General features: G+C 61.3%; 23 protein-coding genes. 20 read left to right on the forward strand and 3 right to left on the reverse strand.

Features of this window, described 5'->3' with window-relative positions; translation table 11 throughout:
• Positions 1-61 precede the first annotated feature (61 nt).
• A complete protein-coding gene (gene hemE / locus GTP45_RS22560) occupies positions 62-1,132 on the forward strand; it encodes a uroporphyrinogen decarboxylase (protein WP_161016077.1) in 1,071 nt (356 codons plus the stop codon).
• Positions 1,133-1,868: 736 nt separating this feature from the next.
• Positions 1,869-3,884 carry a primosomal protein N' gene (locus GTP45_RS22565; protein WP_161016078.1) on the forward strand — a complete coding sequence of 672 codons (2,016 nt, stop codon included), beginning with the start codon at positions 1,869-1,871 and terminating at the stop codon, positions 3,882-3,884.
• Here GTP45_RS22565 and GTP45_RS22570 read toward each other — a convergent pair.
• Positions 3,881-4,771 (reverse strand): ArgP/LysG family DNA-binding transcriptional regulator, encoded by an 891-nt coding sequence (locus GTP45_RS22570; RefSeq protein WP_161016079.1) that lies wholly within the window; start codon positions 4,769-4,771, stop codon positions 3,881-3,883. The two genes, GTP45_RS22565 and GTP45_RS22570, sit on opposite strands and share 4 nt — an antisense overlap.
• Positions 4,772-4,868: 97 nt before the next feature.
• Between GTP45_RS22570 and GTP45_RS22575 the strand changes: the two genes are divergently transcribed.
• Entirely contained in the window at positions 4,869-6,311 is a 1,443-nt protein-coding gene (locus tag GTP45_RS22575; protein WP_161016080.1) for a dihydrolipoyl dehydrogenase, read from the forward strand.
• 69 nt (positions 6,312-6,380) lie between these two features.
• The gene (locus GTP45_RS22580) at positions 6,381-7,514 is read left to right on the forward strand and encodes an HD-GYP domain-containing protein (RefSeq protein WP_229258588.1); all 1,134 of its coding nucleotides are present in this window, start codon (positions 6,381-6,383) and stop codon (positions 7,512-7,514) included.
• On the opposite strand, the gene GTP45_RS22585 is transcribed toward GTP45_RS22580, so the two are convergent.
• Complete coding sequence (locus GTP45_RS22585; protein ID WP_161016081.1) at positions 7,511-7,993, reverse strand: SRPBCC family protein; 483 nt, start codon at positions 7,991-7,993, stop codon at positions 7,511-7,513. The genes GTP45_RS22580 and GTP45_RS22585 overlap by 4 nt on opposite strands.
• A gap of 120 nt (positions 7,994-8,113) precedes the next feature.
• On the opposite strand from GTP45_RS22585, the gene GTP45_RS22590 reads away from it, so the two are divergent.
• The 4 genes from GTP45_RS22590 (at position 8,114) to GTP45_RS29365 (ending at position 11,011) form a co-directional block, all read left to right on the forward strand.
• Entirely contained in the window at positions 8,114-10,192 is a 2,079-nt protein-coding gene (locus GTP45_RS22590) for a UvrD-helicase domain-containing protein (protein ID WP_161016082.1), read from the forward strand.
• Positions 10,189-10,395: a SlyX family protein gene (locus tag GTP45_RS22595; protein ID WP_161016083.1), complete on the forward strand. Its 207-nt coding sequence runs from the start codon at positions 10,189-10,191 to the stop codon at positions 10,393-10,395. Before GTP45_RS22590 ends, GTP45_RS22595 begins: the two co-directional genes overlap by 4 nt.
• Positions 10,396-10,475: 80 nt before the next feature.
• The gene (locus GTP45_RS22600) at positions 10,476-10,754 is read left to right on the forward strand and encodes a type II toxin-antitoxin system RelE/ParE family toxin (RefSeq protein WP_161016084.1); all 279 of its coding nucleotides are present in this window, start codon (positions 10,476-10,478) and stop codon (positions 10,752-10,754) included.
• On the forward strand, positions 10,754-11,011 hold the full coding sequence (locus tag GTP45_RS29365; protein ID WP_161016085.1) for a HigA family addiction module antitoxin: 258 nt from the start codon (positions 10,754-10,756) through the stop codon (positions 11,009-11,011). The genes GTP45_RS22600 and GTP45_RS29365 overlap by 1 nt, the downstream gene beginning before the upstream one ends.
• Here the strand turns inward: GTP45_RS29365 and GTP45_RS22610 are convergent.
• Positions 11,008-11,475, reverse strand: coding sequence for a heme-degrading domain-containing protein (locus GTP45_RS22610; RefSeq protein WP_161016086.1), 468 nt, complete (start codon positions 11,473-11,475; stop codon positions 11,008-11,010). The two genes, GTP45_RS29365 and GTP45_RS22610, sit on opposite strands and share 4 nt — an antisense overlap.
• A 77-nt stretch (positions 11,476-11,552) precedes the next feature.
• Here GTP45_RS22610 and GTP45_RS22615 point away from each other — a divergent pair, with 77 nt between their 5' ends.
• The 12 genes from GTP45_RS22615 to GTP45_RS22670 all read left to right on the forward strand — a co-directional run bounded on the left by GTP45_RS22615 (position 11,553) and on the right by GTP45_RS22670 (position 25,265).
• Positions 11,553-12,719, forward strand: coding sequence for a GGDEF domain-containing protein (locus GTP45_RS22615; RefSeq protein WP_161016087.1), 1,167 nt, complete (start codon positions 11,553-11,555; stop codon positions 12,717-12,719).
• Between the two features lie 81 nt (positions 12,720-12,800).
• Positions 12,801-13,247 (forward strand): SRPBCC family protein, encoded by a 447-nt coding sequence (locus GTP45_RS22620; protein ID WP_161016088.1) that lies wholly within the window; start codon positions 12,801-12,803, stop codon positions 13,245-13,247.
• Between the two features lie 59 nt (positions 13,248-13,306).
• On the forward strand, positions 13,307-13,543 hold the full coding sequence (locus tag GTP45_RS22625) for a type II toxin-antitoxin system Phd/YefM family antitoxin (protein WP_161016089.1): 237 nt from the start codon (positions 13,307-13,309) through the stop codon (positions 13,541-13,543).
• On the forward strand, positions 13,543-13,962 hold the full coding sequence (locus GTP45_RS22630; protein WP_161016090.1) for a type II toxin-antitoxin system VapC family toxin: 420 nt from the start codon (positions 13,543-13,545) through the stop codon (positions 13,960-13,962). Before GTP45_RS22625 ends, GTP45_RS22630 begins: the two co-directional genes overlap by 1 nt.
• Before the next feature lie 225 nt (positions 13,963-14,187).
• The gene (locus tag GTP45_RS22635; protein WP_161016091.1) at positions 14,188-14,754 is read left to right on the forward strand and encodes a TMEM175 family protein; all 567 of its coding nucleotides are present in this window, start codon (positions 14,188-14,190) and stop codon (positions 14,752-14,754) included.
• A gap of 115 nt (positions 14,755-14,869) precedes the next feature.
• Positions 14,870-15,952: an NF038122 family metalloprotease gene (locus tag GTP45_RS28780; RefSeq protein WP_161016092.1), complete on the forward strand. Its 1,083-nt coding sequence runs from the start codon at positions 14,870-14,872 to the stop codon at positions 15,950-15,952.
• 222 nt (positions 15,953-16,174) lie between these two features.
• Positions 16,175-18,298, forward strand: coding sequence for a M3 family metallopeptidase (locus tag GTP45_RS22645; protein ID WP_166454696.1), 2,124 nt, complete (start codon positions 16,175-16,177; stop codon positions 18,296-18,298).
• Positions 18,299-18,326: 28 nt separating this feature from the next.
• On the forward strand, positions 18,327-20,456 hold the full coding sequence (locus GTP45_RS22650) for a M3 family metallopeptidase (RefSeq protein ID WP_161016093.1): 2,130 nt from the start codon (positions 18,327-18,329) through the stop codon (positions 20,454-20,456).
• 80 nt (positions 20,457-20,536) lie between these two features.
• Complete coding sequence (locus tag GTP45_RS22655; RefSeq protein ID WP_161016094.1) at positions 20,537-20,740, forward strand: VF530 family protein; 204 nt, start codon at positions 20,537-20,539, stop codon at positions 20,738-20,740.
• A gap of 13 nt (positions 20,741-20,753) precedes the next feature.
• Positions 20,754-21,029, forward strand: a complete 276-nt coding sequence (locus GTP45_RS22660; protein WP_161016095.1) for a DUF4404 family protein — start codon at positions 20,754-20,756, stop codon at positions 21,027-21,029.
• Between the two features lie 221 nt (positions 21,030-21,250).
• Complete coding sequence (locus GTP45_RS22665) at positions 21,251-23,653, forward strand: YgiQ family radical SAM protein (RefSeq protein WP_161016096.1); 2,403 nt, start codon at positions 21,251-21,253, stop codon at positions 23,651-23,653.
• Between the two features lie 163 nt (positions 23,654-23,816).
• Positions 23,817-25,265 (forward strand): RCC1 domain-containing protein, encoded by a 1,449-nt coding sequence (locus GTP45_RS22670; RefSeq protein WP_161016097.1) that lies wholly within the window; start codon positions 23,817-23,819, stop codon positions 25,263-25,265.
• Positions 25,266-25,275 lie beyond the last annotated feature (10 nt).

A 25,275-nucleotide genomic window follows, 5' to 3' on the forward strand; every position in this document is an offset into this window, starting at 1 on the left:
GCCGGAAAAAAACCGCGCGGGATGCGATAATAGCTCCTTTGAACGTCATTGATTGCCTTCCATGCCACAATTTGCTCCGCTCAAGAACGACACCTTCCTGCGCGCGTTGTTGCGCCAGCCCACCGACTACACCCCTGTGTGGCTGATGCGCCAGGCTGGAAGGTATCTGCCGGAATACCGCGCTACCCGCGCCAAGGCCGGCTCCTTCATGGGCCTGGCCACCAACCCGGACTACGCCACCGAAGTCACGATCCAGCCGCTGGATCGCTTTCCGCTGGACGCCGCCATCCTGTTCTCCGACATCCTGACCGTGCCGGACGCCATGGGCCTCGGCCTGCATTTCGTGGAAGGCGAAGGCCCGAAATTCGAGCGCCCTCTGAAAACCGAAGCCGATGTGCTGGCCCTGCGCGCGCCAGAAGCCGGTTCGCTCGACTATGTATTCAACGCCGTCACCCAGATCCGCACCGAACTTAACGGCCGCGTGCCGCTGATCGGCTTCTCCGGCAGCCCGTGGACGCTGGCCTGCTACATGGTGGAAGGCGAGGGTTCGCGCGAGTTCCACACCATCAAGAAGATGCTGTACAACCGCCCTGACCTGATGCACCGCATCTTGGACATCAACGCCAGGTCGGTGGCCGACTACCTGAACGCCCAGATCGACGCCGGCGCGCAAGCCGTGATGATCTTCGATTCGTGGGGCGGCGCGCTGGCCGATGGTGCGTACCAGCAGTTCTCCTTGAAATACATGCAGCAAGTGATTTCCCTGCTGAAGCGCGAAAAAGACGGCGTGAAAATCCCGGCCATCGTGTTCACCAAGGGCGGCGGCCACTGGGTCGAGGAAATCGCCGCTATCGGCGCCGACGCGCTGGGGCTGGACTGGACCGCCAACTTGACCAAGGCGCGCGCCCTGGTGGGCGATAAAGTGGCTCTGCAAGGCAATCTGGATCCGGCGATTCTGTTCGCCAGCCCGGAACAGATCACAGCCGAAGTCCACAAGGTGCTGGATGCGTTTGGCAAAGGCAATGGCCACGTATTCAACCTCGGCCACGGCATTTCGCAGTTTACTCCGCCAGAAAACGTGGCGGCCATGGTGGAGGCGGTGCACAGCTACAGCAAGGCGCAGCGCGCTTAAGCTAATCCGGCGTTGATAGGGCACGCTGCAGTACCGGGCGTGCCCTTTTTCATTGGTGCGAACGGACTAGTCATGGCGACTTATGCACAAATTTTTTTGCTGCGGAAATAATAGGCAGCAGCTTTTGGCTAGCCCGTGAGCATGTACTAAGTGCTTGATTATTAAGGTCTAATTTCGTGGCTCATCATGCAACATTTAGTAAGCCGTAAACACCGAAACTAAGCTTCGTGTAGTTTATTTCTTCATTTTCCACAAAGTTATCCACAAAAACTGTGGATAAAAAATAAAATGACTTAGTAAACCGTGACTTAGCCATAATATTGCTGTTTTGCCTGAGATTCATGTTGCGTTGCACGATTTTTAGGCAAAAATAGCAGGCTTGCCAAGCTAGTTATCAAAGCACAAAGCTTGGTCTGCGCATAAGTATAAAATTTGGTGTTCTTGTGCTGTGCAATATGGTGAATCAGCCCCCAAAAAGTGCTTGATTTCGCCAAAAAAAGCATCCTAAATACTTCACTTATGCACAGCCAGGGTCGAGCGACAGCGTTTTTGGCTCTCCTATGAAGCATTTTTCAAGTGACTGATTTTAAAGAGAAAAAATTTTGAATTTTCGCCCGGTTTCCAATGATATCCACATGCATGTCAGTGCTTTCCGGGCATTAAGTTTCCATTGTCCACAAAGTTATCCACAGAAACTGTGGATACATACAGCATCAGGATTTTCGCAAGGTGCAGCATGAATAATCCACGCCCTTGCTACCTGCAAATTGCGATTGATACGCCCCTCAACGCCGTCTTTGACTATCGCTGGCAGTGCGAGGCCGGCCAGCGGCCGCAAATTGGCCAGCTGGCGCTGGTGTCTTTTGCGCGGCGCGAGGTGGTCGGCCTGATCGTCGGCGTGGCCGATCACACCGACGTGCCGGTGGATAAGTTGAAAGATGCGCTGGCGGTGCGCAGCCAGCTGTCGCCGCTGTCGGCCAAGTGGCTGGCGCTGGCCGGCTTTGCCGCCGATTACTATCAGCGTCCGCTGGGCGAGGTGGCGCTGCCCGGCCTGCCCAAGAATCTGCGCGTGCTGACCACGGTGGCGCTGGATCGCGCCATCAAGAAGCTGGCCAAGCTGGAGGTGCCGCACGATCCGACGCCGGCCAACCCGCCGTCGTTGAACGCCTCGCAGCAGGAGGCGGCGGACGCCATCGGCGGTGCGCAGGGCTTCAAGCCTTCGCTGCTGTACGGTGTAACCGGCAGCGGCAAGACTGAGGTCTACCTGCAAGCCTGCGCCCAGGTGCTGGCGCGTGAGCCGGACGGCCAAATCCTGATCCTTGTGCCCGAGATTAACCTGACGCCGCAGTTAGAGGGCAATATCCGCGCGCGCTTCCCCGGCGTGATGCTGGCCACTTTGCACAGCAGCCTGTCCGAAGGCGAGCGCATGCTGCACTGGCTGGCCGCGCACGAGGGCAAGGCGCGCATCGTGCTGGGCACGCGCCTGGCGATCTTGTCGTCGCTGCCGCATTTGAAGCTGATCGTCATCGACGAGGAGCACGATCCGTCGTACAAGCAGCAGGAAGGCCTGCGCTATTCGGCGCGCGACCTGGCCGTGTGGCGCGCATGGCAGTTGCAGATTCCGATCGTGCTGGGCTCCGCCACGCCGTCGCTGGAAAGCTGGCACCACGCGCAATCGGGCCGCTACCGCAAGCTGGAGCTGCGTGAACGCGCGGTGAAGAATGCCGTGCTGCCGACAGTGAAGCTGATCGACATGGAACGCGACAAGCCGAGCGACGGCCTGACCTCGCAATTGGTGGCTGCCATCAAGCAGCGCATGGAACGCGGCGAGCAATCGCTGCTGTTCCTCAATCGCCGCGGCTATGCGCCGGTGATTTGCTGCGAGTCTTGCGGCTGGATCAGCGAGTGCACGCGCTGCACCTCGTTCATGGTGCTGCATCGTCCCGAGCATCGGCTGCGCTGCCACCATTGCAGCCTTGAGATGCGCATCCCGCGCCATTGCCCGACCTGCGGCAACGTCGACCTGCAGCCGCTGGGGCGCGGCACGCAACGCGTGGAAGAAGGCTTGCAAGCCATGTTCCCGGAAGCGCGCGTGCTGCGCATCGACGCCGACTCCACGCGCAAGAAGGGCAGCGCGCAGGAGGCGTTCGACACCGTACACCGGGGCGAGGTCGATATCCTGATCGGCACGCAGATGGTCGCCAAGGGCCACGACTTCAAGAAGCTGACGCTGGTCGGCATTTTGAATCCCGACACCGCGCTGTTCTCGCAAGACTACCGCGCCAGCGAGCGCCTGTTCGCGCAGCTGATGCAGGTGGCCGGCCGCGCCGGACGGGCGGGCATTCCGAGCGAGGTGCTGATTCAAACGCGCTATCCGCAGCATCCGCTGTACGGCGCGGTGGTGCATCACGATTACGATCACTTTGCCTCGGCCTTGCTGGAGGAGCGCGAGCAGGCCGCCTTGCCGCCCTATCTGTTCCAGGCCTTGCTGCGGGCCGAGGCGCGCGAGCTGGCGACGGCCATCGAGTTCCTCAACATGGCGCGCGATTGCGTTGAGCATCCAGGCATCACCATCAACGATCCGATTCCGATGACCATGACGCGCGTGCATAACGTCGACCGCGCGCAGTTGTTGGTGGAGTCGCCGTCACGCCCGGCCTTGCAGGCGTTCTTGAAAGAGTGGATGCACGCGCTGCGCGAAATGAAGAGCCGCGTGAAGTGGTCGCTGGAAGTCGACCCGCTCGATATTTAAGCAGGCAGCAGATAACGCCGCGCTGTTGCGACGATTTGTTCAGACAGCGCGCGCGTGAATGGCGTATCCAAATTCCACGCATGCCAGTTCAGCGCTACATCAACGTAATGATCAGGCGCCAGATCGACCAGCTTTTCCACCGCCAGCGCCGCCGATACCTGCTGCAAGGGCATCAAGCCATACGCCAGGCTGCCGAACACGCACTCGCTGGTAGCCGCCGACAGCGGCAGCGTGTGATGCGGATAGGCGCCGCGCCAGCCCAGCACCTGGTGCAGGAATCCGCCCATCATGTCGCGGTCGCTGACCACGGCCGGCGCCAATTGCGCCGCCTCCGCCGAAAAGCCATCGCCAAACCAGTGCCCGGCAAACGCCTTGGTTGCCACGCACACGTAGCGCATGCGGCCCAGCGGCGTGACCTGCGGCCCGTTGGCCTGCGCTTCCTGCGATCCAGCCGCCACGCAAGCAAACACGCTGCCCTCGCGCACCAGGTGCAAGGCCATCTCGGTGGTCGCCAACTGCACATTCAATTGGCAGCGCGGCGGCGACAGCAACGGCTGCAAGCCCAGCGGCAGCCACGTGGCCAGGCTGGCCGCATCCACCGCCAGCGAAATCTCCGGCATGCTGATCTTGTTGCCCAAATCGATATCGAGCGACGCTTCCATCAGCTTGACGTTGCGGTGGTGGGACACCAGCCGCTGGCCCAGTCCGGTCGGCACGGCCGGCTGGCCGCGCACGATCAGCAGGCGGCCGGCCGCATCTTCCAGCGCCTTGATGCGCTGCGACACCGCCGATTGGCTGATGCCGAGCGCGAGCGCCGCCTTCTCAAAACTGCCTTGGCTGACCACGGCATCCAGCACGGCCAAGGCCCGGTAATCCAGATTATCCATAAGTCAAGCTTATAAAATTTGAAAACGATAAGCCATACTAATACCGTTTTGTTGCAAAGTAAAACGTAAAACGCAGTTAGGAGTAGACTAGTTCCCCATGAAAACGCTACGCACAGAAGTCGCCGTCATCGGCGCAGGCACCGCCGGCATGACCGGCTATCGCGCCGCCAAGGCCGGCGGCAAGCGCACCTTGCTCATCGAGAGCAATGTCTACGGCACCACCTGCGCGCGGGTCGGCTGTATGCCCAGCAAGCTTCTCATTTCTGCGGCCGACGCGGCGCACACGCTGCACGCGGCGTCCGGCTTCGGCGTGCACGCGGGCGAGGTGCGTATCGACGGCAAAGCGGTGATGGCGCGCGTGCGCAGTGAGCGCGACCGTTTTGTCGGCTTCGTGGTGGAAAGCGTGGAAGGCTACCCGGCCGAGGACAAAATCCATGGCCACGCCCGCTTCCTCAGCCCGACCCGGTTGCAGATCGATGACCACACCGTGGTGGAGGCGGAGCGCTTCGTCATCGCCACCGGCTCCACGCCGATTGTCCCGGACGAATGGCGTGCCGCCGGCCCGCGCGTGATTACCAGCGACGAGGTGTTTTACTGGGACGACTTGCCGGAATCGGTGGCCGTGGCCGGCACCGGCGTGATCGGGCTGGAACTGGGCCAGGCGCTGCACCGGCTCGGCGTGCGCGTGACCATCTTCGGTCGTGGCGGCAGCGTGGCGCAGATCAGCGACCCGGACTTGCTGGACGTGGCGCGCCGCGCCATGACCGATGAACTGGACGTGCGTTTCCAAACCAAGGTCGTCAAGGTGGAGCAGCAAGGCGAAGGCCTGCTGGTCACCAGCGAAGATGCCGACGGCAACCTGCGCAGCGAGCAGTTTGCCTACCTGCTGTCGGCCATCGGCCGCCGCCCGAACGTGCACAAGCTGGGGCTGGAACACACCGGCCTGGAACGCGATCACCACGGCATTCCTGTCTACGACAAACAAACGATGCAATGCGGCGACAGCGCCATCTTCATCGCCGGCGACGCCAACGATGAGCGTCCGCAATTGCCGGAAGCCGCCGACCACGGCCGCATCGCCGGCGACAACGCGGCGCGCTTCCCGGATGTCAAGCCGGGCCTGCGTCGCACGCCGCTGGCGATTACCTTCACCGAGCCGCAGATCGTCACCATGGGCGCCAGTTTTGCCGAGCTGTGCGTGACGCACACCGGCTGTTTCGCCATCGGCCGGGTGTCGTTTGAAAACCAGGGCCGCAGCCGCGTGATGTTGCAGAACAAGGGCATGCTGCGTGTCTACGCCGAGTATCACAGCGGCCGCTTCCTCGGCGCCGAGATGATCGGCCCGCGCGCGGAAAACATCGGCCACTTGCTGGCGTGGGCGGTGCAAGCGCGGCTGACGGTGGGGGAGATGCTGGACATGCCGTTCTACCACCCAGTGGTGGAGGAAGGCGTGCGCACCGCGCTGCGCGACCTCGCAGTGCAGCTGGAAAAGCCGCCTGCGCACGACTGTCCTTGCGTCGATTGCACGCCTGCGCCATGAATTTTGGTTGTTCAGGCAAAGATACAAAATAGTCGCACATTCTCAAGCGAAAAGCCTTATCCTGCGCCCATGAATATACGCAAAGTGACAGCAGCCGATTTAAAGTTGGGCATGCTGCTGCCGTGGGATGTCTACGGCGAAAATGGCGCTTTGCTGGTTCGCAAGGGACACATGATTGCCAGCGCCAATCAGATCGAGTATCTGGTTGAACGCGGCGTGTTTGAAGACGGCCAGCCGAGTTCGATACTGTCCGAGCCGCCGTCCGTGCTGCGTAAGCTGAACGCCGCCTATCTCGAATTGCACACGCTGCTGCTGGCGGCGTCGCAGGGCGCTGCGCCGCCGGATTTCCGCCGCAGGCTGGACGACATTGCGCTGATGGTGCAAGCGGCCGTCGACTTGAACGTGGACATCGCCACTGCCAGCATCCTGCACAATCAGGAGCAGGCGCCGTATGCGGCGCGGCATAGCGTCAACACCGCCATCATTGCGATGCTGCTGGCGCGCGCCCGCCAGCGCTCGCGCAACGACGTCATGACCGTCACCCTGGCGGCGCTGACCATGAATACCGGCATGCTCGAACATCACCAGCGCTGGCATGACAGCAGCGCGGTGCTGGACTCGGCCGACCATGCGCGCAAGCTGGCGCACCCGGAACTCAGCGTGCAATTGCTGCGCGCGGCCGGCGTCAACGACGAGGCGTGGCTGCACTGCGTGCTCCATCATCACGAAAATGAAGACGGCACCGGCTACCCGCACGCCAAGGTGGGCGCGCAGATTCCTCTGCTGTCCAAGCTGGTGGCGCTGGCCGACCGTTATTGCGCCCGTGTGTCGGAACGCAGCTACCGTCCGACCATGACGGCGCACGGCGCCTTGCGCGATATGCTGATGGAGGCGCGCACCACGCTTGACACCAATCTGGTGTCGCTGGTGATCCGCGAACTCGGCATCTACCCGATCGGCAGCTACGTGCGCATGATTAACGGCGAGGTGGGCGTGGTGGCGCGGCGCGGCCTGCAATCGACCACGCCGCACGTGGAATCGGTGATCGGCCCACGCGGCGCGCCGCTGGAGGTGTTCTTGCAGCGCGATACCCGCAATGAGCTGCACACCATCCGCGATGTGCTGAGCAATGCGCAGGTGGCCGCGCTGGATGCCCCGCCGCTGCGCATGGCGCAGGTGTGGGGGCGGGCGGCGGTCGCTTAATTTAAGAGCGCGTCCAGGCGGCCTTGCTGCGCCAGCTCGCGCAGCATGCCGATGGTGTCGATGTCCGATTCCACGTAGGCCGAGCGGCGGAACTCATCGTACATGGCGTTGGCCTCGTCGGTAGCCGCGTCGTGGCTGTCCTCGTACTGGAAGCGCACGAACAGCGTGTCCTCGGTCGGCTGCTCAATGGTCATGGTCAGGCTGGACTCGGCGATGTCCTGCTGCGCGGCCACGCGATAGCGCACGCTGCGCATCGGCTCCAGTTCGACCTGGTCTTCCACCACCAGCTCGCCGTAGCGCAGGCGGCGGCGGAAGCCGCTGTCGGTGCGCTGGTCGATGGTGCTTTCGTCCAGATGCGGCACGAACAGCTTGGGCGACTCGGCGCGCAGCACCAGGCCGCGCCAGACTTGCTGCACGGTGAGAGCGTCAATCAGCGGATTGAGCGGGTCGTTAACTTCGATTAAATGTTCAAATTTCATGATTGCAACCAATGTAAGGTTAGGCGTGGCGCCCCGAATCTCCGCATGGTAACGCAAATGACACAAACGCTTCATGCGGCAGGTCAGTAGCAGCCCCTGCGACTGATACAATGTGGGGCTATGTCCACCAAAGTTCCAGTATTCGGCCTAAATTTGCCGCAAAGTCAGGCCGTCACCTACCTCGATGGCCCATGCCTGGTGCTGGCCGGCGCCGGCTCGGGCAAAACGCGCGTGATTACGCAGAAAATCGCCCACCTGATCGAGGATCGCGGCTACGACCCGCGCACCATCGCCGCGCTGACCTTCACCAACAAGGCGGCGCTGGAGATGCAGGAACGGATTGCCAAGCTGCTCAAGCAGCCGAAACAGGCCAAGCAGCTGACCGTCTCCACCTTCCACTCGCTGGGCGTGAAGATTTTGCGGCAGGAGTGCAATGAACTGGGCTTGAAAGATCGTTTCTCCATCATGGACAGCGACGATTGCGGCTCGCTGATCCAGGACATGGCGCTGACCACCGACAAGCAGGTGGTACGGCGCATTCAGACCGATATCTCGCTGTGGAAGAACGGCTTGATCGATCCTGTCAAGGCGCTGAGCCTCGCCAAGGATGAAGACGAGGCGCAATCGGCGCGCGTCTACGCCAGCTACGTGGCGACGCTGTCTGCTTATCAAGCGGTGGACTTCGATGACTTGATCCGCCTGCCGGTGGAGCTGTTCCGCGACCACGAAAAGGTGCGCGACAAGTGGCAGCGCCGCCTGCGTTACCTGCTGATGGACGAATACCAGGACACCAACACCTGCCAGTACGAGCTGGTCAAGCTGCTGGTAACCGGCATCGGCAAGAAGCCGATGTTCACCGCCGTGGGCGACGACGACCAGGCGATTTACGCGTGGCGCGGCGCGTCGGTGGAAAACCTGAAAACCCTGCAGACCGACTTCCCCGACCTGGAAGTCATCAAGCTGGAGCAGAACTACCGCTCCACCACCCGCATCCTGCAAGCGGCCAATGCGGTGATCGGCAACAATCCCAAGCTGTTCGAGAAGTCGCTGTGGTCGGAGCACGGCCTTGGCGAGCCTATCCAGGTGACCTCGATGCCGACCGACGATGCGGAAGCCGACCAGGTAGCCATGCTGATCTCGGTCGACCATTTCACGCGCAAGAACAAGTGGTCGGACTATGCGATCCTGTATCGCGGCAACCACCAGGCGCGGATTATCGAGCAGGCCTTGCGCAAGGAGCGCATTCCTTACACGATTTCGGGCGGCCAGTCCTTCTTCGACAAGGCGGAGATCAAGGACATCATCAGCTACCTGCGCTTGCTGGCGAATACCGACGACGATCCGGCGTTTATCCGTGCCGTGACCACGCCGCGCCGCGGCGTCGGCCAGTCGACGCTGGAAACGCTGGGCACCTTCTCGGCGCAGTGGAATTGCTCGCTGTTCGAGGCCGTGTTCAAAGGCGGCATCGAGGCCTTGCTGCAAGACCGCCAGCTGACGCCGCTGCGCGACTTCTGCAACTTCATCAACAACCTGGAATCGCGCGCCAGCCGCCCCGGCCCTTCGGGCAGCGGCGACAATGCGGCGCAGGTGCTCGATGATCTGCTGGAAGCGATCAACTATGAAAACTATTTATACGATATGTTTGACGAGCGCGCGGCCCAGAGCAAGTGGCAGAACGTACTGGAATTCGTCAACTGGCTGAAGGATCGCGGGCGCGGCGGCAAGGATCGCGACGGCGAAGAAAAGAACGTGCTGGAACTGACCCAGATGGTGGCCTTGATGTCCATGCTGGAAGGCCAGGACGAAGACCCGGACGCGGTGCGCATGTCAACGCTGCACGCATCGAAAGGGCTGGAGTATCCGCACGTGTTCCTGGTCGGCTGCGAGGAAGGCATCTTGCCGCACAAGGGCGACGCCGACGCGCCTGCCGAATCGATTGCGGCGCGGGTGCAGGAAGAGCGGCGCCTGATGTACGTCGGTATCACGCGGGCGCAGCGCACGCTGCACATCACGTGGTGCAAGAAACGCAAGCGCGCAGGGGAGCAGGTGCACTGCGATCCATCGCGCTTTATCAAAGAAATGAAGTTGGACGAGGGCACTGCGCCGCCGATGGAATCCGAAGTGCTGACGCCGAAAGAACGCCTGGCGCGCATGAAGGAACTGCTGGCCACGCCCAAGCCCGACAAGGAACAACCATGACTACCGAAGACCGCTTCATCGACATCGAAATCAAGCTCGCCTACGCCGAGGACATGGTGGACTCGCTGAGCCAGCGCATCCACGAGCAGCAACAGCAGATCGACAAGCTGGAACAAATGTGCGCGGCGCTAGTCCAGCACATGCGCAACGCCGCCCAGAACAACGGCGGCCAACTCCCCCACGAGCGCCCGCCGCATTACTAAAAAGCGCTGCGCCTGACATAGCGCAAACGTGTTCCGATTGCGATCCGGTAGGTTTAGATCTAACCTACCGAGGTGGTATCGTGATCGTCTCATTCAAACACAAAGGATTGCATAGATTCTTTGCACACGCAGACCTGCGTGGTATTCCTGCCGCATTTGCACCCCGGATCGAGCGCATGCTGGATCGCTTGGACAGCAGTCACAATCCTGATGATATGGATTTGCCCGGCTATAAGTTCCATGCGCTTAAGGGGGCGCGGCTGGGAATCTACAGCGTGCATGTGTCAGGTAACTGGCGCATCACATTTGGCTTTGATAACCATGATGCGGTTGCCGTTAATTTGGAGGATTATCACTGATGAACTCGCTACGTGATCCCTATCGGCGTCCAACGCATCCCGGCGCTATCTTGCGTGAAGACGTCCTGCCAGCATTGGCGTTATCGCCAGTAGAATTTGCTGAGCGTATCGGTGTGAGCCAGCGGACTATGGCCGAAGTTCTCCATGAAAAAAGCCCGCTTACGCCTGATATGGCGTACCGCCTTGCAGTTTTTCTCAGGACGACTCCAAGCAGCTGGCTAGGCATGCAGGAGGCGTGGGACAACTGGGCTGGTTAAGCCAGTACTGAGCGCAGGGCTTCGACGGCGAGGGCGTGGTCTTCGGCCTGGCGCAGGCCGGAGACGGTGACGGTGCCGATGATGCCGGTGTCCTTGATGGTGATCGGGAAAGCGCCGCCGTTGGCCGCGTGGTCTTGCGGGTCGAGATACTTGATGTCCTCAAACACCACGCCGCGGTGCTTGTGGTCGATGCCGACGTAGAACGAGCAGCGGCCGAAGCGCGCCACCACATTGTTCTTGCGGCGGATCCAGTCGGCTTGGTCGGCCGACGCGCCCTGCATGGCATGGTGGAACAGCACCTTGCCGTTGATGGTGATGTTGATCGTGATGATCTTGCCGCCGGCCTTGGCCAGCTCCACCAGCTTCAAGCCCAGCGCCAGCGCGGTATCGCTGCTGAAGGCGGTAAATTGCAATTCCTTTTCCTGCTGCGTGATCGTGTCCAGCAGGTCCGCGTAGTTTTCCATGCTTGCTTTCTGAGTTAGTTGCCAGGCTAGAGTGTAGCCGAGATATACTGTTTGCTCCTGGTCCCGCTCGCTATCCCATGTATATCGACGTCGCTTCCTTGCTGATTGCCATGACACTCAACCTGCTGACCATGGCAGTGGCGCTGCTGGCTGTCATGGGCAGGGTGAATCAAGCCGCGCGCCGGGCACAGATCGGTATCGTGTTGCAAGCGGCAGGCTGGGTGTTGCTGCTGGGTTCCGGGCTGGTTGCGGCCGGTACGTGGAGCGACCGCTTGCTGTCGACACTGGCCATGGCCGGCATCGCCAGCGGATTGGCTTACAGCGCCATGGCCTTCGACCTGTGGTGCGGCCGGGTAGCGATGGCGCGCGCGCCGGGCGTGATCGCGCTGGTGATGACGGCCGGCTACTGCATCGGCTTCGACCACTACGCGTTCCGCGTCGGCTGGGCCAATGGCTTGCTGGCCTTGCAGCTGGCGCTGGTGGCCTTGACGCTATGCCGCCGGCCCGTGTTGCCGGTGGGGCGCTGGCGTTGGCTGCTGGTAGTGTCGCTGCTGGTGCAACTGGTGGTGACTGCCTCGCGCGGCGTGCTGGGCGCCTTGTACACCGGGCAGTTCCCCAACTTCTTTGCGCCGCACCCGGCCAATATGCTGTTTGCGCTGGCCGCGAACGTGACGGTGGTGATGTCGATGGTGGCCATCTTGCTGGCGCACCGCGAGGAAGCCGCGCGCGAGCTGGAGCGGCTGGCCAGCACCGATGGCCTGACCGGCGCGCTGAACCGGCGCGCATGGGAGGCGCAAGCAACCGCGTTCGTCGCCGAGGCCCAGCGCCTGCAGCAGCCGCTGTGCGTGATGCTGTTTGAGCTCGACCACTTCAAGGACATCAACGACACCCACGGCCACGAGACCGGCGACAAGGCGCTGCAATTGCTGGTGCAAGGCATGCAGGCGGTGAGCCGCGAGCAGAACCTGGTGTGCCGCTACGGTGGCGTCGAGTTCTGCGTGCTGAAGCGCGGTGCCGGTCTGGATCTGATCCGCGCCTACGATGCACGGCTGCGCGCGTGGCTGGAGGAGGCGGGGCCGCGCGAGCTGGGGGTGCCGCTCAGTTACAGCGCCGGCATCGCCATCCTGCTGGATCCGCAAGACACGGTGAAATCCATGCTGCGCCGTGCCGACTCCCTGCTCTACAGCGCCAAGATGCTGGGCCGGAACATGACGCTGGACGAACAGGCGCTGGAAATCGGCTAGCGCCGGGTGTCGATTTCCGCTACCCTCGTTCGTCGTGGCTTGTAGAGGGCTGTCCTCTGACTTCTTTTGAGGGAATCGATCATGACTACCAATACCGTACAACTGCACCGCGTGTTCAAGTCAACGGCGGACCGCGTCTACCGGGCGTTTGTGCATCCCGACGCGCTGGCCAAGTGGCTGCCGCCGCACGGCTTTTTCGGCACTGTGCACGAGATGGACGCCAAGGTGGGCGGCAAGTACCGGATGTCGTTCACCAACCTGACCACCGGCGGCAGCCATTCGTTTGGCGGCGAATACCTGGAACTGGTGCCGGGCCAAAAGCTGCGCTACACCGCGCAATTCGACGATCCCAACCTGCCGGGTCAAATGCAAACTACGGTCACTTTGCGCGAAGTGTTTTGCGGCGTCGAGATGAAGGTGGTACAGGAAGGCATCCCCGCCGTCATCCCGGCCGAGGCCTGCTACCTCGGCTGGCAAGAATCGCTGATCCTGCTGGCCCAGCTGGTGGAGCCGGAAATCCGCGAGTAGACAAATGTCATAGTCATTTTGCCTCCCGGTGCTAAGCTCAAAAGACCGTGGAGGACATCATGAAAACAGTGACCATAGCCGAAGCCCAAGAACAACTAGACCGCCTGATCGCGCTCGTTGAGGCCGGGGAAGAAGTGACGATCATCAAGGATGGCGTGGCAGTTGCCTGCGTCGTCGCCAGCGCATCACGACTTCAGCGGTTGCCCAGTTTGGCCGAGTTTCGTGCACAGCAGCCATGGCAAAGTGAATCAGCCGGCGATTTCATTCGTAAGTTGCGCGATACGGATCGCTACTGATGCGTTACATCGACACCAGCGTGTTGGTGGCTTATCTCACGCGTGAGGCCCACAGCGTGGAGGCAGAAGCATTTATGCTGAGTCAAGGCACACCGTTGGTCATGAGCACTTGGACCGAAGTCGAGTTTTTATCTGCCCTCGGTAAGAAACTGCGAACCAAGCAGTTGACGAAGTCTTTAGCCGACAGCATTGTTCATCAGTACAGGCAATCGATATCGTCGCACGTACGTCTCATCCCGGTTACAGATGCAGACCTCAAGAGGGCTGCGATGCTTTTGGACGGTTGGAAAACTAGCGTGCGTGCTGCAGACTCTTTGCACTTGGCGATATCTAGCGGCCATGGCGCGACAACATACACACTTGATCGAGGTATGGCGCTAGCTGGAGCAACCCTAGGGGTTGCTGTCACCTTGCTTTGACTAGGAATAAATCTTGGCTACCAGAACCAAGGTACCGATGGCCGAAAAGAGATTGACGCCTACGAGAATGCGGAAATCTACGGTACGAATCTTCTCCTACTTTACGCGCGCGGGCTGCGTAGCGCGCACGATTGAGGCAGGTCAGCGGCTTTGAGCAAAATGCACTGGCCTTGGCGTTGGCGGATCGCGTAAAGTGCTGGTCATCACAACCTCGGGTAGATACACATGGGCAAAGGCCGCTTGGAAGCATTTAGCGATGGCGTGATCGCCATCATTATCACCATCATGGTGCTGGAGTTGAAGGTGCCGCATGGCGCCGATTGGGATGCGTTGCAGCCGCTGTGGCCGGTGTTCCTCAGTTACGTGCTGAGCTTTATTTACGTCGGGATTTATTGGAATAACCATCACCACTTGATCCACGCCGTCACCAAGACCACCGGCGGCGTGCTGTGGGCCAATTTGCACTTGCTGTTCTGGCTGTCGCTGATCCCGTTCGTGACCGGCTGGGTCGGTGAGCACCATTTTTCGGCGGTGCCGCTGGCGGCGTATGGCTTCGTGCTGTTCATGTCCAGCTTTGCCTACCTGCTGCTGGTGCGCTGCCTCGAATCGCACAACGAGGCGTTGAAGGATGCACTCGGCAGCGACCGCAAGGGCAAGATTTCGATGCTGCTGTACGCAGTTGGCATCGGCGCCGCCTGCATCACGCCGCTGCTCGGCTTTGCCGTCTACGTGCTGGTGGCCATCATCTGGTTCCTCCCCGACCGCCGGATCGAATCACGATACAAGTCGTGAGTGAGTTGTTGCTAGAAAGTCGCATAGAAATTATCACTTAGACTTTCAATAGCGATACTCACACAATCTATCTGTTTCAGTGGGAAAAAAATAATTCCAATAAAGGGGATCTACCATGAAGCAGATATACCAGCGCCCAATGCTGGCGGCCTCGCTCGCCCTCGCCTTTCTCGCACCTTCCGCGCACGCCCTGACCTTTGTCCTGCATGACGTTTCTGCCGGCGGCATGAGCGCCCAGCAATTGGCGGCGTTCCAGACCGCCGCCAATTACTGGTCGGGCAAGCTCAGCGATCCTGTCACGATCTACCTCGACATAGGTTTTAACAATCTTGGCCAGAACATCCTGGGCAGTACCAGCTCCACTTTTGCGATCACGGATTACAACAACATCCATAACGCACTGCTGGCTGACGCCAGCTCGGCGCTGGACAACACCGCGATGGCGCACATGCAGAGCGGCCCGGCGCTGAAATTCTGGGCCACACAGGGCGACGGAAGCTCGCGTTTTGACAACGACGGCTCGGCCAACAACATCTATCTCGGCATGACCACCGCCAACGCCAAGGCCATGGGCTTCGGTATCGGCACCAGTATCGCGTCGCCGGACGCCAGCATCGTATTTGCCAATGCCTACGCCGGTGATTTCGTCTACACCCGCGCCGGCGGCATCCCCAGCGACAAGGTCGACTTCATCACCGTGGCCCAGCATGAAATCGGCCACGCGCTGGGCTTCACCTCGGGCGTGGACGACATCGATTACTGCATGGCGCCGCGCAACGGCGCGGCTTGCGGCATCAGTAACACCGCCGACCGCTTCGAGGGCGACTGGTGGTACGAGCCGCTCGACCTGTTCCGCTATTCCGCCGCCGGCGTGGCCGATGTGCGCGTGGGCGGCACGCCCTACTTCTCGGTCGACGGCGGCGTCACCAGCATCGCGCCGTTCTCCACCGGCACCGAGCACGGCAACGGCTGGCAGGCCAGCCATTTCGGCCCCAACCAGGTCAACCTGATGCGTCCCTTTGTTGGCGATGGCGAATGGTATGACGCCAGCAACAAGGATTTGGCCGCCATGGACGCCATCGGCTGGGACTTGACCAGCCCCGTGCCGGAACCCGGCACATGGGCCATGCTGCTGGCCGGCCTAGGCCTGCTGGGCTGGACTAGCCGCCGTCGCCGCCATACCTCACACCCCGCCTGAAGCACTTGCGCCGCCGGCTACGGCCGGCGGGTTTCCTGCATCCATCGCCTAAATTCCTGTTTTGCCAAGCAATGTTTGGAAAACGACAGCGCTTTCCAACCAATTGCAGTGCAGCACGTTTTACGGGTGACGCGTGCGTAACTCCCCTGATATGATCATCGGCTTCTATGCTGCGCCTTGTTGCGTGCCAGCATTTTTCCTGCACCTCAGAGAAAGAAGCCCATGACCCGTCCTCACATGCTTGTCATTGCCGCTGCGCTTGGCGTGGCGTTTTCGCAAACCGTTCTGGCGGCTCCTGCTGCCGTGTTGGCCGGTAACCCGCTGGCGACCGCCAGCAGCTTGCCATTCCACTATCCAGCGTTCGACAAGATCAAGGACGAGCACTTCATCCCAGCCTTCAACGAAGGCATGCGCCAGCAACTGAAGGAAGTGGACGCCATCGTCAACACCAAGGCTGCGCCGACTTTCGCCAACACCATCGTGGCGATGGAAAAATCGGGCGCGCTGCTGATCCGTGTGCAGACCGTGTTCTACAACCTGCAAGGCGCCAACACCAACGACAAGCTGGATGCGATCGACAGCGAAATGTCGCCCAAACTGGCCGCGCACAATGACGCCATCTTCCTGAATCCGAAACTGTGGGCGCGCGTGAAGTCGCTGTACGAAAAACGCGACTCGCTCAAACTGGATGCTGAATCCAGGCACCTGCTGGAACGCTATCACACCGACTTCGTGCGCTCCGGCGCCAACCTGTCGGCCGCCGACAAGGACAAGCTGAAAGTCATCAACGGCGACATCGCCAAGCTGCAAACCGCGTTCACCCAGAACGTACTGAAAGAAACCAACGCATCGTCGCTGGTGGTGGACAGCCGCGCCGAACTGGCCGGCATGAGCGACGCCGCCATCGATGCTGCCGCTGCTGCCGCCAAGGCCAAAGGCATGGACGGTAAATTCCTGGTCGCCGTAGTCAACACCAGCGGCCAGCCGCCGCTGGCCGAGTTGACCAACCGCGCCACCCGCGAAAAGCTGATGGCCTTGTCGCTGGCGCGCGGCAGCCATGGCGGTGAATTCGACAGCCGCGAGCTGGTGCTGAAAATCGCCAAGGCGCGCGCCGACAAAGCCGCGCTGCTGGGCTATGCCAACTTCGCCGCCTACTCGCTGGAAGACCAGACCGCGCACGACACCGCATCGGTCAACAAGCTGCTGGGCGAACTGGCCAAGCCGGCCGTCAACAACGCCAAGAAAGAAGCGGCCGACCTGCAAGCCGTGGTCGATGCGGAAAAAGGCGGCTTCCAGATCGGCGCCGCCGACTGGGCCTACTACACCGACAAGGTGCGCGCACAGCGCTTCGCTTTCGACGAGAATCAGCTCAAGCCTTACTTCGAATTGAACAATGTGCTGACCAACGGCGTGTTCTATGCAGCGAACAAGCTGTATGGCCTGTCGTTCAAGGAGCGCAAGGATCTGCCGGTGTACAACCCGGACGTGCGTGTGTTCGACGTGTTCGACGCCGACGGCAAGCAACTGGCTATCTTCATCGCCGACATGTACGCGCGCTCGAACAAGCAAGGCGGTGCATGGATGAACGAGTACGTATCGCAATCGTCGCTGAACGGCACGCATTCGGTGGTGGCGAATCATCTCAACATTCCTAAGCCGCCGGCCGGCGAGCCTACGCTGCTGACTTACGATGAAGTGAAGACTGCCTTCCATGAATTCGGCCACGCGCTGCATGGCATGTTCTCGAACGTGAAGTATCCGCGCTTCTCCGGCACCAGCGTGCCGCGCGATTTCGTCGAGTATCCGTCGCAAGTGAACGAGATGTGGGCCGTGTGGCCTGAGGTGCTGTCCAACTACGCCAAGCATTACAAGACCGGCGCACCAATGCCGAAAGAGCTGCTGGACAAGGTGATCGCGTCGAAGAAATTCAACCAGGGCTTCATGACCACCGAGTATCTGGCAGCATCGCTGCTGGATCAGCGCTGGCACCAGCTGACCCCTGCACAAATCCCAACCGACGTTTTGGGCTTTGAAGCGCAGTCGCTGAAAGAGATGGGCGTGGACTTCGCGCCGGTGCCGCCGCGCTACCGCACCACCTACTTCTCGCATAGCTTCTCGGGCGGCTACTCGGCCGGCTATTACGCCTACCTGTGGTCGGAAAAACTCGATGCCGACACCGTCGAATGGTTCAAGGAAAACGGCGGCCTGCAACGCAAGAACGGCGACTGGTTCCGCGCCAAGCTGCTGTCGCGCGGCGGCACCGACGACGCCATGAATTTGTTCCGCAATTTCCGCGGCCGCGATCCAGTGATCGAACCGCTGCTGGAACGCCGCGGCCTGAAATAATTGTATAAATAGTTTATAAGGATACTCAATGAATCGCACCAACGTCATTATCGCCGCCAGCGTAGCGGCAGTTTTCAGCGTCGCTCACGCAGCGGAACCGGCATCGCTGCTGGCTGCATCGAATCCATTCGCCAAAGCCAGCACCCTGCCGTTCGGCTACCCGGCTTTTGACAAGATCAAGAACGAAGACTACGCACCGGCGTTTGAAGAAGGCATGCGCCAGCAAGCCGCTGAAATCGACGCCATCGCCAACAACAAGAAGCCAGCGACCTTCGAGAACACCATCGTGGCGATGGAAAAAGGCGGCCAGCTGCTGAACCGTGTATCGACCGTGTTTTACAGCCTGTCCGGCGCCAACACCAACGACACTTTCAAGGCGCTGGAGCGTGAGTTGGGCCCGAAACTGGCCGCGCACAACGACGCTATCCGTTTGAACGGCAAGCTGTACGCCCGCATCAAATCGCTGTACGACAAGCGCGACAAGCTGCACCTCGATGCAGAATCCAAGTACCTGCTGGAACGCTACCACACCGACTTCGTGCGCGCCGGTGCGCAGCTGTCTGACGCCGACAAAACCAAGCTGAAAGCCATGAACGGCGAACTGGCCAAGCTGCAAACCACCTTCGCGCAAAACGTGCTGGAAGAAGCCAACGCCTCGGCGCTGGTGGTCGATACGCGCGAAGAACTGGCCGGCATGTCGGACAAGGCGATCGACGCCGCTGCCGCCGCTGCCAAAGCCAAGGGCCAGGAAGGTAAATTCCTGATCCCGGTAGTGAATACCACCGGCCAGGCCAGCCTGTCCGTGCTGACCAACCGCGCCGTGCGCGAAAAGCTGATGGCATTGTCGCTGGCGCGCGGCAGTCATGGCGGCAAGTTCGATAACACCCAAGTGGTGCTGTCGCTGGTCAAGCTGCGCGCCGAGAAGGCCGCGCTGATGGGCTATCCTAACTTCGCCGCCTACGCGCTGGCCGACCAAACCGCGCATGACACCGACGCCGTCAACAAAATCCTGGCCGAGCTGACCCGCCCTGCCGTTGCCAACGCCAAGAAAGAAGGCGCCGAGATCCAGCAAGTCATCGACAAGGAAAAAGGCGGCTTCGAGCTGGCCTCGTACGACTGGTCGCTGTACAGCGACAAGGTCAAGGCCGAGCGCTTCAACTTCGACGCCAACGAACTGCGTCCTTATTTTGAACTCAACAACGTGCTGACCAACGGCGTGTTCTTCGCCGCCAACAAGGTGTACGGCCTGTCGTTCAAGGAGCGCAAGGATCTGCCGGTGTACAACCCGGACGTGCGCGTGTTCGACGTGTTCGACGCCGACGGCAAGCAGCTGGCCATCTTCATCGCCGACTTCTACGCCCGCTCCAACAAGCGCGGCGGCGCCTGGATGAATGCCTACGTGTCGCAATCGTCGCTGATGGGCACCCGCCCGGTGGTGGCGAATCACCTCAATATTCCTAAGCCGAACGAGGGCGAGCCGACCCTGCTCACCTACGACGAACTGCGCACCATGTTCCACGAGTTCGGCCACGCGCTGCACGGCATGTTCTCCAACGTGAAGTACCCGCGCTTCTCCGGCACCCGCGTGCCGCGCGATTACGTCGAGTTCCCATCGCAAGTGAACGAGATGTGGTCGGTGTGGCCTGAAGTGCTGGCCAACTACGCCAAGCACTACCAGACCGGCGCGCCGATGCCGAAAGAACTGCTGGACAAGGTGATCGCGTCGAAGAAATTCAATGAAGGCTTCCGCACCACCGAGTACCTGGCCGCCTCGATCCTGGACCAGAAATGGCACCAGCTGGGCGTGAACCAGATCCCAACCGACGTACTGGGCTTTGAAGCCGCCGCGCTGAAGGAAGCCGGCATCAACTACGCGCCGGTGCCGCCGCGCTACCGCACCACCTACTTCTCGCATACTTTCGCAGGCGGCTACTCGGCCGGCTATTACGGCTACGTATGGGCCGAGAAACTGGACGCCGATGCGGTGGAGTGGTTCATCGAAAACGGCGGCATGCAGCGCAAGAACGGCGACTACTTCCGCAAGATGCTGCTGTCGAAAGGCGGCACGCTGGATGCGATGCAGATGTACCGCAACTTCCGCGGCCACGACGCCACCATCCAACCGCTGCTGGAACGCCGTGGCTTGACCGAAAAGTAATCTTGCGTTAAACACCACACCGCAAGGCCGGATCTGATTTTGCTAGAATCAGATCCGGCCTTTTGATTTTTGAGTAAGATATGAATAAGCAATTACACGGCCTGACGCTGGAAGTGATTTTGACCCGTTTGCAGGAGTACTATGGCTGGGAGCAGCTGGCTCAGCGGATCAATATCAACTGTTTCAGCAATGATCCCAGCATCAAATCCAGCCTGAAGTTCCTGCGCAAGACGCCGTGGGCCAGGGCACAGGTAGAAGAACTTTATCTGGCGACCAAATTCTAAACAGGGGACGCATATGGACAGCAATCTGAAAACCTCGCTCAAGAGCCTGCACGCCAATTTGGCCCATGCCGGCCCGGTCGATGAGGAATTGCTGGAGCTGCTAAAACAGCTGGACGGCGATATCAAAACCCTGCTGGAACGCGGCGCCGACCCGCTGCCGGGCGAGACCACCACCTTTGGATTGGCCGAGCGAACCCAGGAGCTGTCGGCCAAGTTTGCCGTCAAGCACCCGCAGCTGGAGCCGGCCCTGCGCGAGCTGGGCACCATCCTGTCGAATATGGGTATTTGAAACGCCCATAAAAAACCCGGGGAATCCAAGTCCCCGGGCGGCCAGCGTTACTCAAACACCGGCGGTTGCTGGCAGAAGTGTCCTGCCGCATCTCCGTTATAGCAAAGTTCGGGGCCAATTCAATGCGAGACTGACATCATTTCTTGCAAGTGATTGAATACTAAAAGAAAATTTATTTCGGCGTGAGCGTAGCGGAACTCTTTCCGGTACAATACCGCCCCATGAATCCCCCAACCAATTTATTTGCGGCCGTCCCGAAACGGTCTGCACGCGCTCCCGTTGCGCCTTTCCTGCCGATGTCCCGTGAAGAGATGGACGCGCTCGGCTGGGACGAGTGCGATGTCATCCTGGTGACCGGCGACGCTTACATCGACCATCCTAGCTTTGGCATGGCCCTGGTCGGCCGCCTGCTGGAAGCGAACGGCTACCGCGTCGGCATCATCGCCCAGCCGGACTGGCAGTCGGCTGACGCCTTCCGCGCGCTGGGCAAGCCGCGCCTGTACTACGGCGTCACCGCCGGCAATATGGACTCGATGGTGAACCGCTACACGGCCGACCGCAAGCCGCGCTCGGACGATGCGTACACGCCTAACGGCGAGCCGAACAAGCGCCCGGATCGCGCCGTGTCGGTGTACGCCCAGCGCTGCCGCGAAGCCTTCCCTGGCACGCCGGTGGTGATCGGCTCGATCGAAGCGTCGCTGCGCCGCATCGCCCACTACGATTACTGGTCGGACAAGGTGCGCCGCTCGGTGCTGTTCGAGTCCAAGGCCGACATGCTGATCTTCGGTAACGCCGAGCGCGCGCTGGTCGACCTGACCAGGCGCATGGCCGACGGCGAGAACATCAAGACCATCCGCGATCTGCGCGGTACGGCCTTCCTGGTGCCGTCCGGCTGGATGCCAAGCGAAGAATGGGGCGTGCACAACTCCACCCGCGTGGACACCCCGGGCAAGATCGACAAGCACGTCGACCCTTACCTGATGGTGAACCCAAGCTCGCCGACCTGCGCCACCGACACCGCCGCCGGCAAGCCGGCCGATGAAGTCAATCCGGCCATGGTTGAGCCGACCAAGATGGCTGCGCCTCCACCGCCGCCGGCGGAAGTAGTCAAGCCTATCCGCATCATGAGCCGCGAAGAACGCCGCGCCATGGAGCTGGAAAAGCACCACAAGACCGTGGTGCGCCTGCCGTCCTACGAGACCGTCGCCAACGACCCGGTGATGTATGCGCACGCCTCGCGCGTATTCCACCTCGAGTCCAATCCTGGCAACGCGCGCGCGCTGGTGCAAGGCCACGGCGACCGCGACGTGTGGATGAATCCGCCGCCGCTGCCGCTGGCCATGGACGAGATGGACAACGTCTATGACATGAACTACGCCCGCGGCCCGCACCCGAGCTACGGCAACGCCAATATACCGGCGTGGGAAATGATCCGCTTCTCGGTCAACATCATGCGCGGCTGCTTCGGCGGTTGCACCTTCTGCTCGATTACCGAGCACGAGGGCCGCATTATTCAAAGCCGTTCCGAGCCGTCGATCCTGCGCGAGATCGAGCACATCCGCGACAAGACCAAGGGCTTCACCGGCATCATCTCCGACCTCGGCGGCCCGACCGCGAATATGTATCGCCTGTCGTGCAAAGATAAAGAGATTGAGACCACCTGCCGCCGCCTGTCGTGCGTGTACCCGTCGATCTGCGTGAACCTGGGCACCAACCACAATCCGCTGATCAAGCTGTACCGCCGCGCGCGCGAAATCCCGGGCGTGAAAAAGATCCTGATCCAGTCGGGCCTGCGCTACGACCTGGCCGTGCGTTCGCCGGAATACGTCAAGGAACTGGTGACCCACCACGTGGGCGGCCTGCTGAAAATCGCGCCTGAGCACACCGAATCCAATGTGCTGAGCAAGATGATGAAGCCGGGCATTGGCGCTTACGACGAGTTCAAGGCGCTGTTCGAGAAATACTCGCTGGAAGCGGGCAAGAAGCAGTACCTGATCCCCTACTTCATCGCCGCCCACCCGGGCGCGACCGACGAGGACATGCTGAATCTGGCCCTGTGGCTGAAGAAGAACAACTTCCGCCTCGACCAGGTGCAGACCTTCATGCCGACGCCGATGGCCATGGCCAGCGCCATGTACCACTCGCGCCGCAATCCGCTGCACAAGGTGACCGAGGATTCGGAAGAAGTGTTCACGCCGCGTTCGCTCAAGCAGCGCCAGGCGCACAAAGCGTTCTTGCGCTACTACGATCCGAAGAACTGGCCGATCCTGCGCGATGCATTGCGCAACATGGGCCGGGGCGACCTGATCGGCACCGGCGAGCGTCACCTGATCCCGCCGTACACGCCGGGCGAGGAAAACTTCAAGGCCTCGCAAGGCAAGCGCGCAATGCCGATGCTGGCGCCGGGCGCTGACAAGCGCGGCGGCCGTGGTGCGCCGGTAGTTGGCGGCCGCGGCAAGCCGAACGCCCTGACCGGCTCGCTGACCGCGCGCCAGACAGTGGAAACCAAGGCCAAGCCGTCGATCCTGGACACCATCAAGGTCAAGAAAGCGGCACCGGCGCCGGCCAAGGGCGGCAATCCGGGACGCGCGGCAGCCAGTGGCGCCCCGCGCGGCCGTAAGTAAGAGGAAAGTAAGAAAGTTTAGATCGACGTTCTCAGGGGAAATGTTGTAAATTTCCTTATCGGCGCAAATGCGTGGATAATTCAGGTCTGCTCGTGCGATGCGCGGCAAGCGCGCAGGGTTACACTGCTCGCACCGCAGACCTCATTCTGTGAACTGGAAGATCATGAAAAACTTTAAATTCTCCTCCCTGCTGCTGGCCCCGTTGTTTGCCGTGCTGGCCGCGTGCGGCGGCGGTGGCGACGACAAGGGCAGCGGCTCGACCACCACCACGCCTACGCTGAAAAGCATCGCTCTCGTCATCCCGAGCAGCACCATTCCTATCGGCTCCAGCCAAACCATTACTGCCACCGGCACCTACTCGGACGGCAGCACCAAGGCGCTGAGCTCGACCACCGGCCTGGCCTGGACGACCAAGAGCGGCGGCGCCAGCATCGCGCAGGTGTTCAGCAGCGGCAAAGTGACCGGCGTGGCGGTGGGCACGGAAACCATCAACGCCACCCAGGAAAACGTGGTTGGCAGCATCACCCTGACGATTACCGCGCCGTGGACGATGGTCTCGGCCGGCGGCTTCCAGACCATCGCCCGCAAGGCCGACGGTTTCCTGTACTCGTGGGGCCAGAATAACTGGGGCCAGCTGGGCGACAGCAGCACCACCCCGCGCAATGCGCCGGTGCTGGTCAATGCCGGCGCCGCCACCACGCCGTGGAAGCAAGTCGCTGTAGGCGACCAGTTTGCAGTCGGCATTCGCGCCGCCGCCGGCGCCACCGCCGGCACGCTGTGGGCATGGGGCTACAACCAGAACGGCCAGCTGGGCGTGGACGCTACGCAACTGGTCAGCCGCTCGACCCCGACCATTATCGGCAAGGATACCGACTGGGCTTACGTGGTGGCAGGCAAGGGCCACGTGCTGGCGCTGAAGACCAATGGCTTGCTGTATGCATGGGGCCGCAATGCGAACGGCCAGCTGGGCGACGGCACCATCATCGGCAAATCGACCCCGACCAAGATCGGCACCGCCACCTGGATCGCTATCGCCGCCGGCGGCAGCCACTCGCTGGGCATCCAGAAGGATGGCTCGCTGTGGACGTGGGGCGGCAACTCGGACGGCCAGCTCGGCAATGCCTCCTCCGGCTCCGACGTCACCGCGCCGGTCAAGATCGGCAGCCTGACTTACACCTCGGTATCGGCCGGCGCCAGCCACTCGATGGCCATCGACGCCAATGGCTTCCTGTATGCATGGGGCTTGAACAGCTCGGGCCAGCTGGGCAACAACGGTTCGACTTCGGTGAGCGCACCGACCAAGATCGGCACCGATAACAACTGGGCAGTCGTTTCGGCCGGCGCCATCCATACCATGGGCGTGCGCACCGACGGCACGCTGTGGGGCTGGGGCTCCAACGCCGAGGGCCAGCTCGGCGACGGCCTGGGCGACACCACCTCGCCGGTGCAGATCGGCACGGCCAACAACTGGGTCACGGTCAGCGTCGGTACCGGCCACAGCTTCGCGCTGAAGACCGACAACACGCTGTGGGGCTGGGGCCGCAATCAGGAAGGCCAGCTCGGCAACGGTAAAAACGTGCTGTCGCCGATCCCGGTGAACGTGCCGAACTAAGTTACCTAAG

This window comes from Duganella rivi, assembly GCF_009857435.1.
In the GTDB taxonomy this organism is placed as follows: domain Bacteria; phylum Pseudomonadota; class Gammaproteobacteria; order Burkholderiales; family Burkholderiaceae_D; genus Rugamonas; species Rugamonas rivi.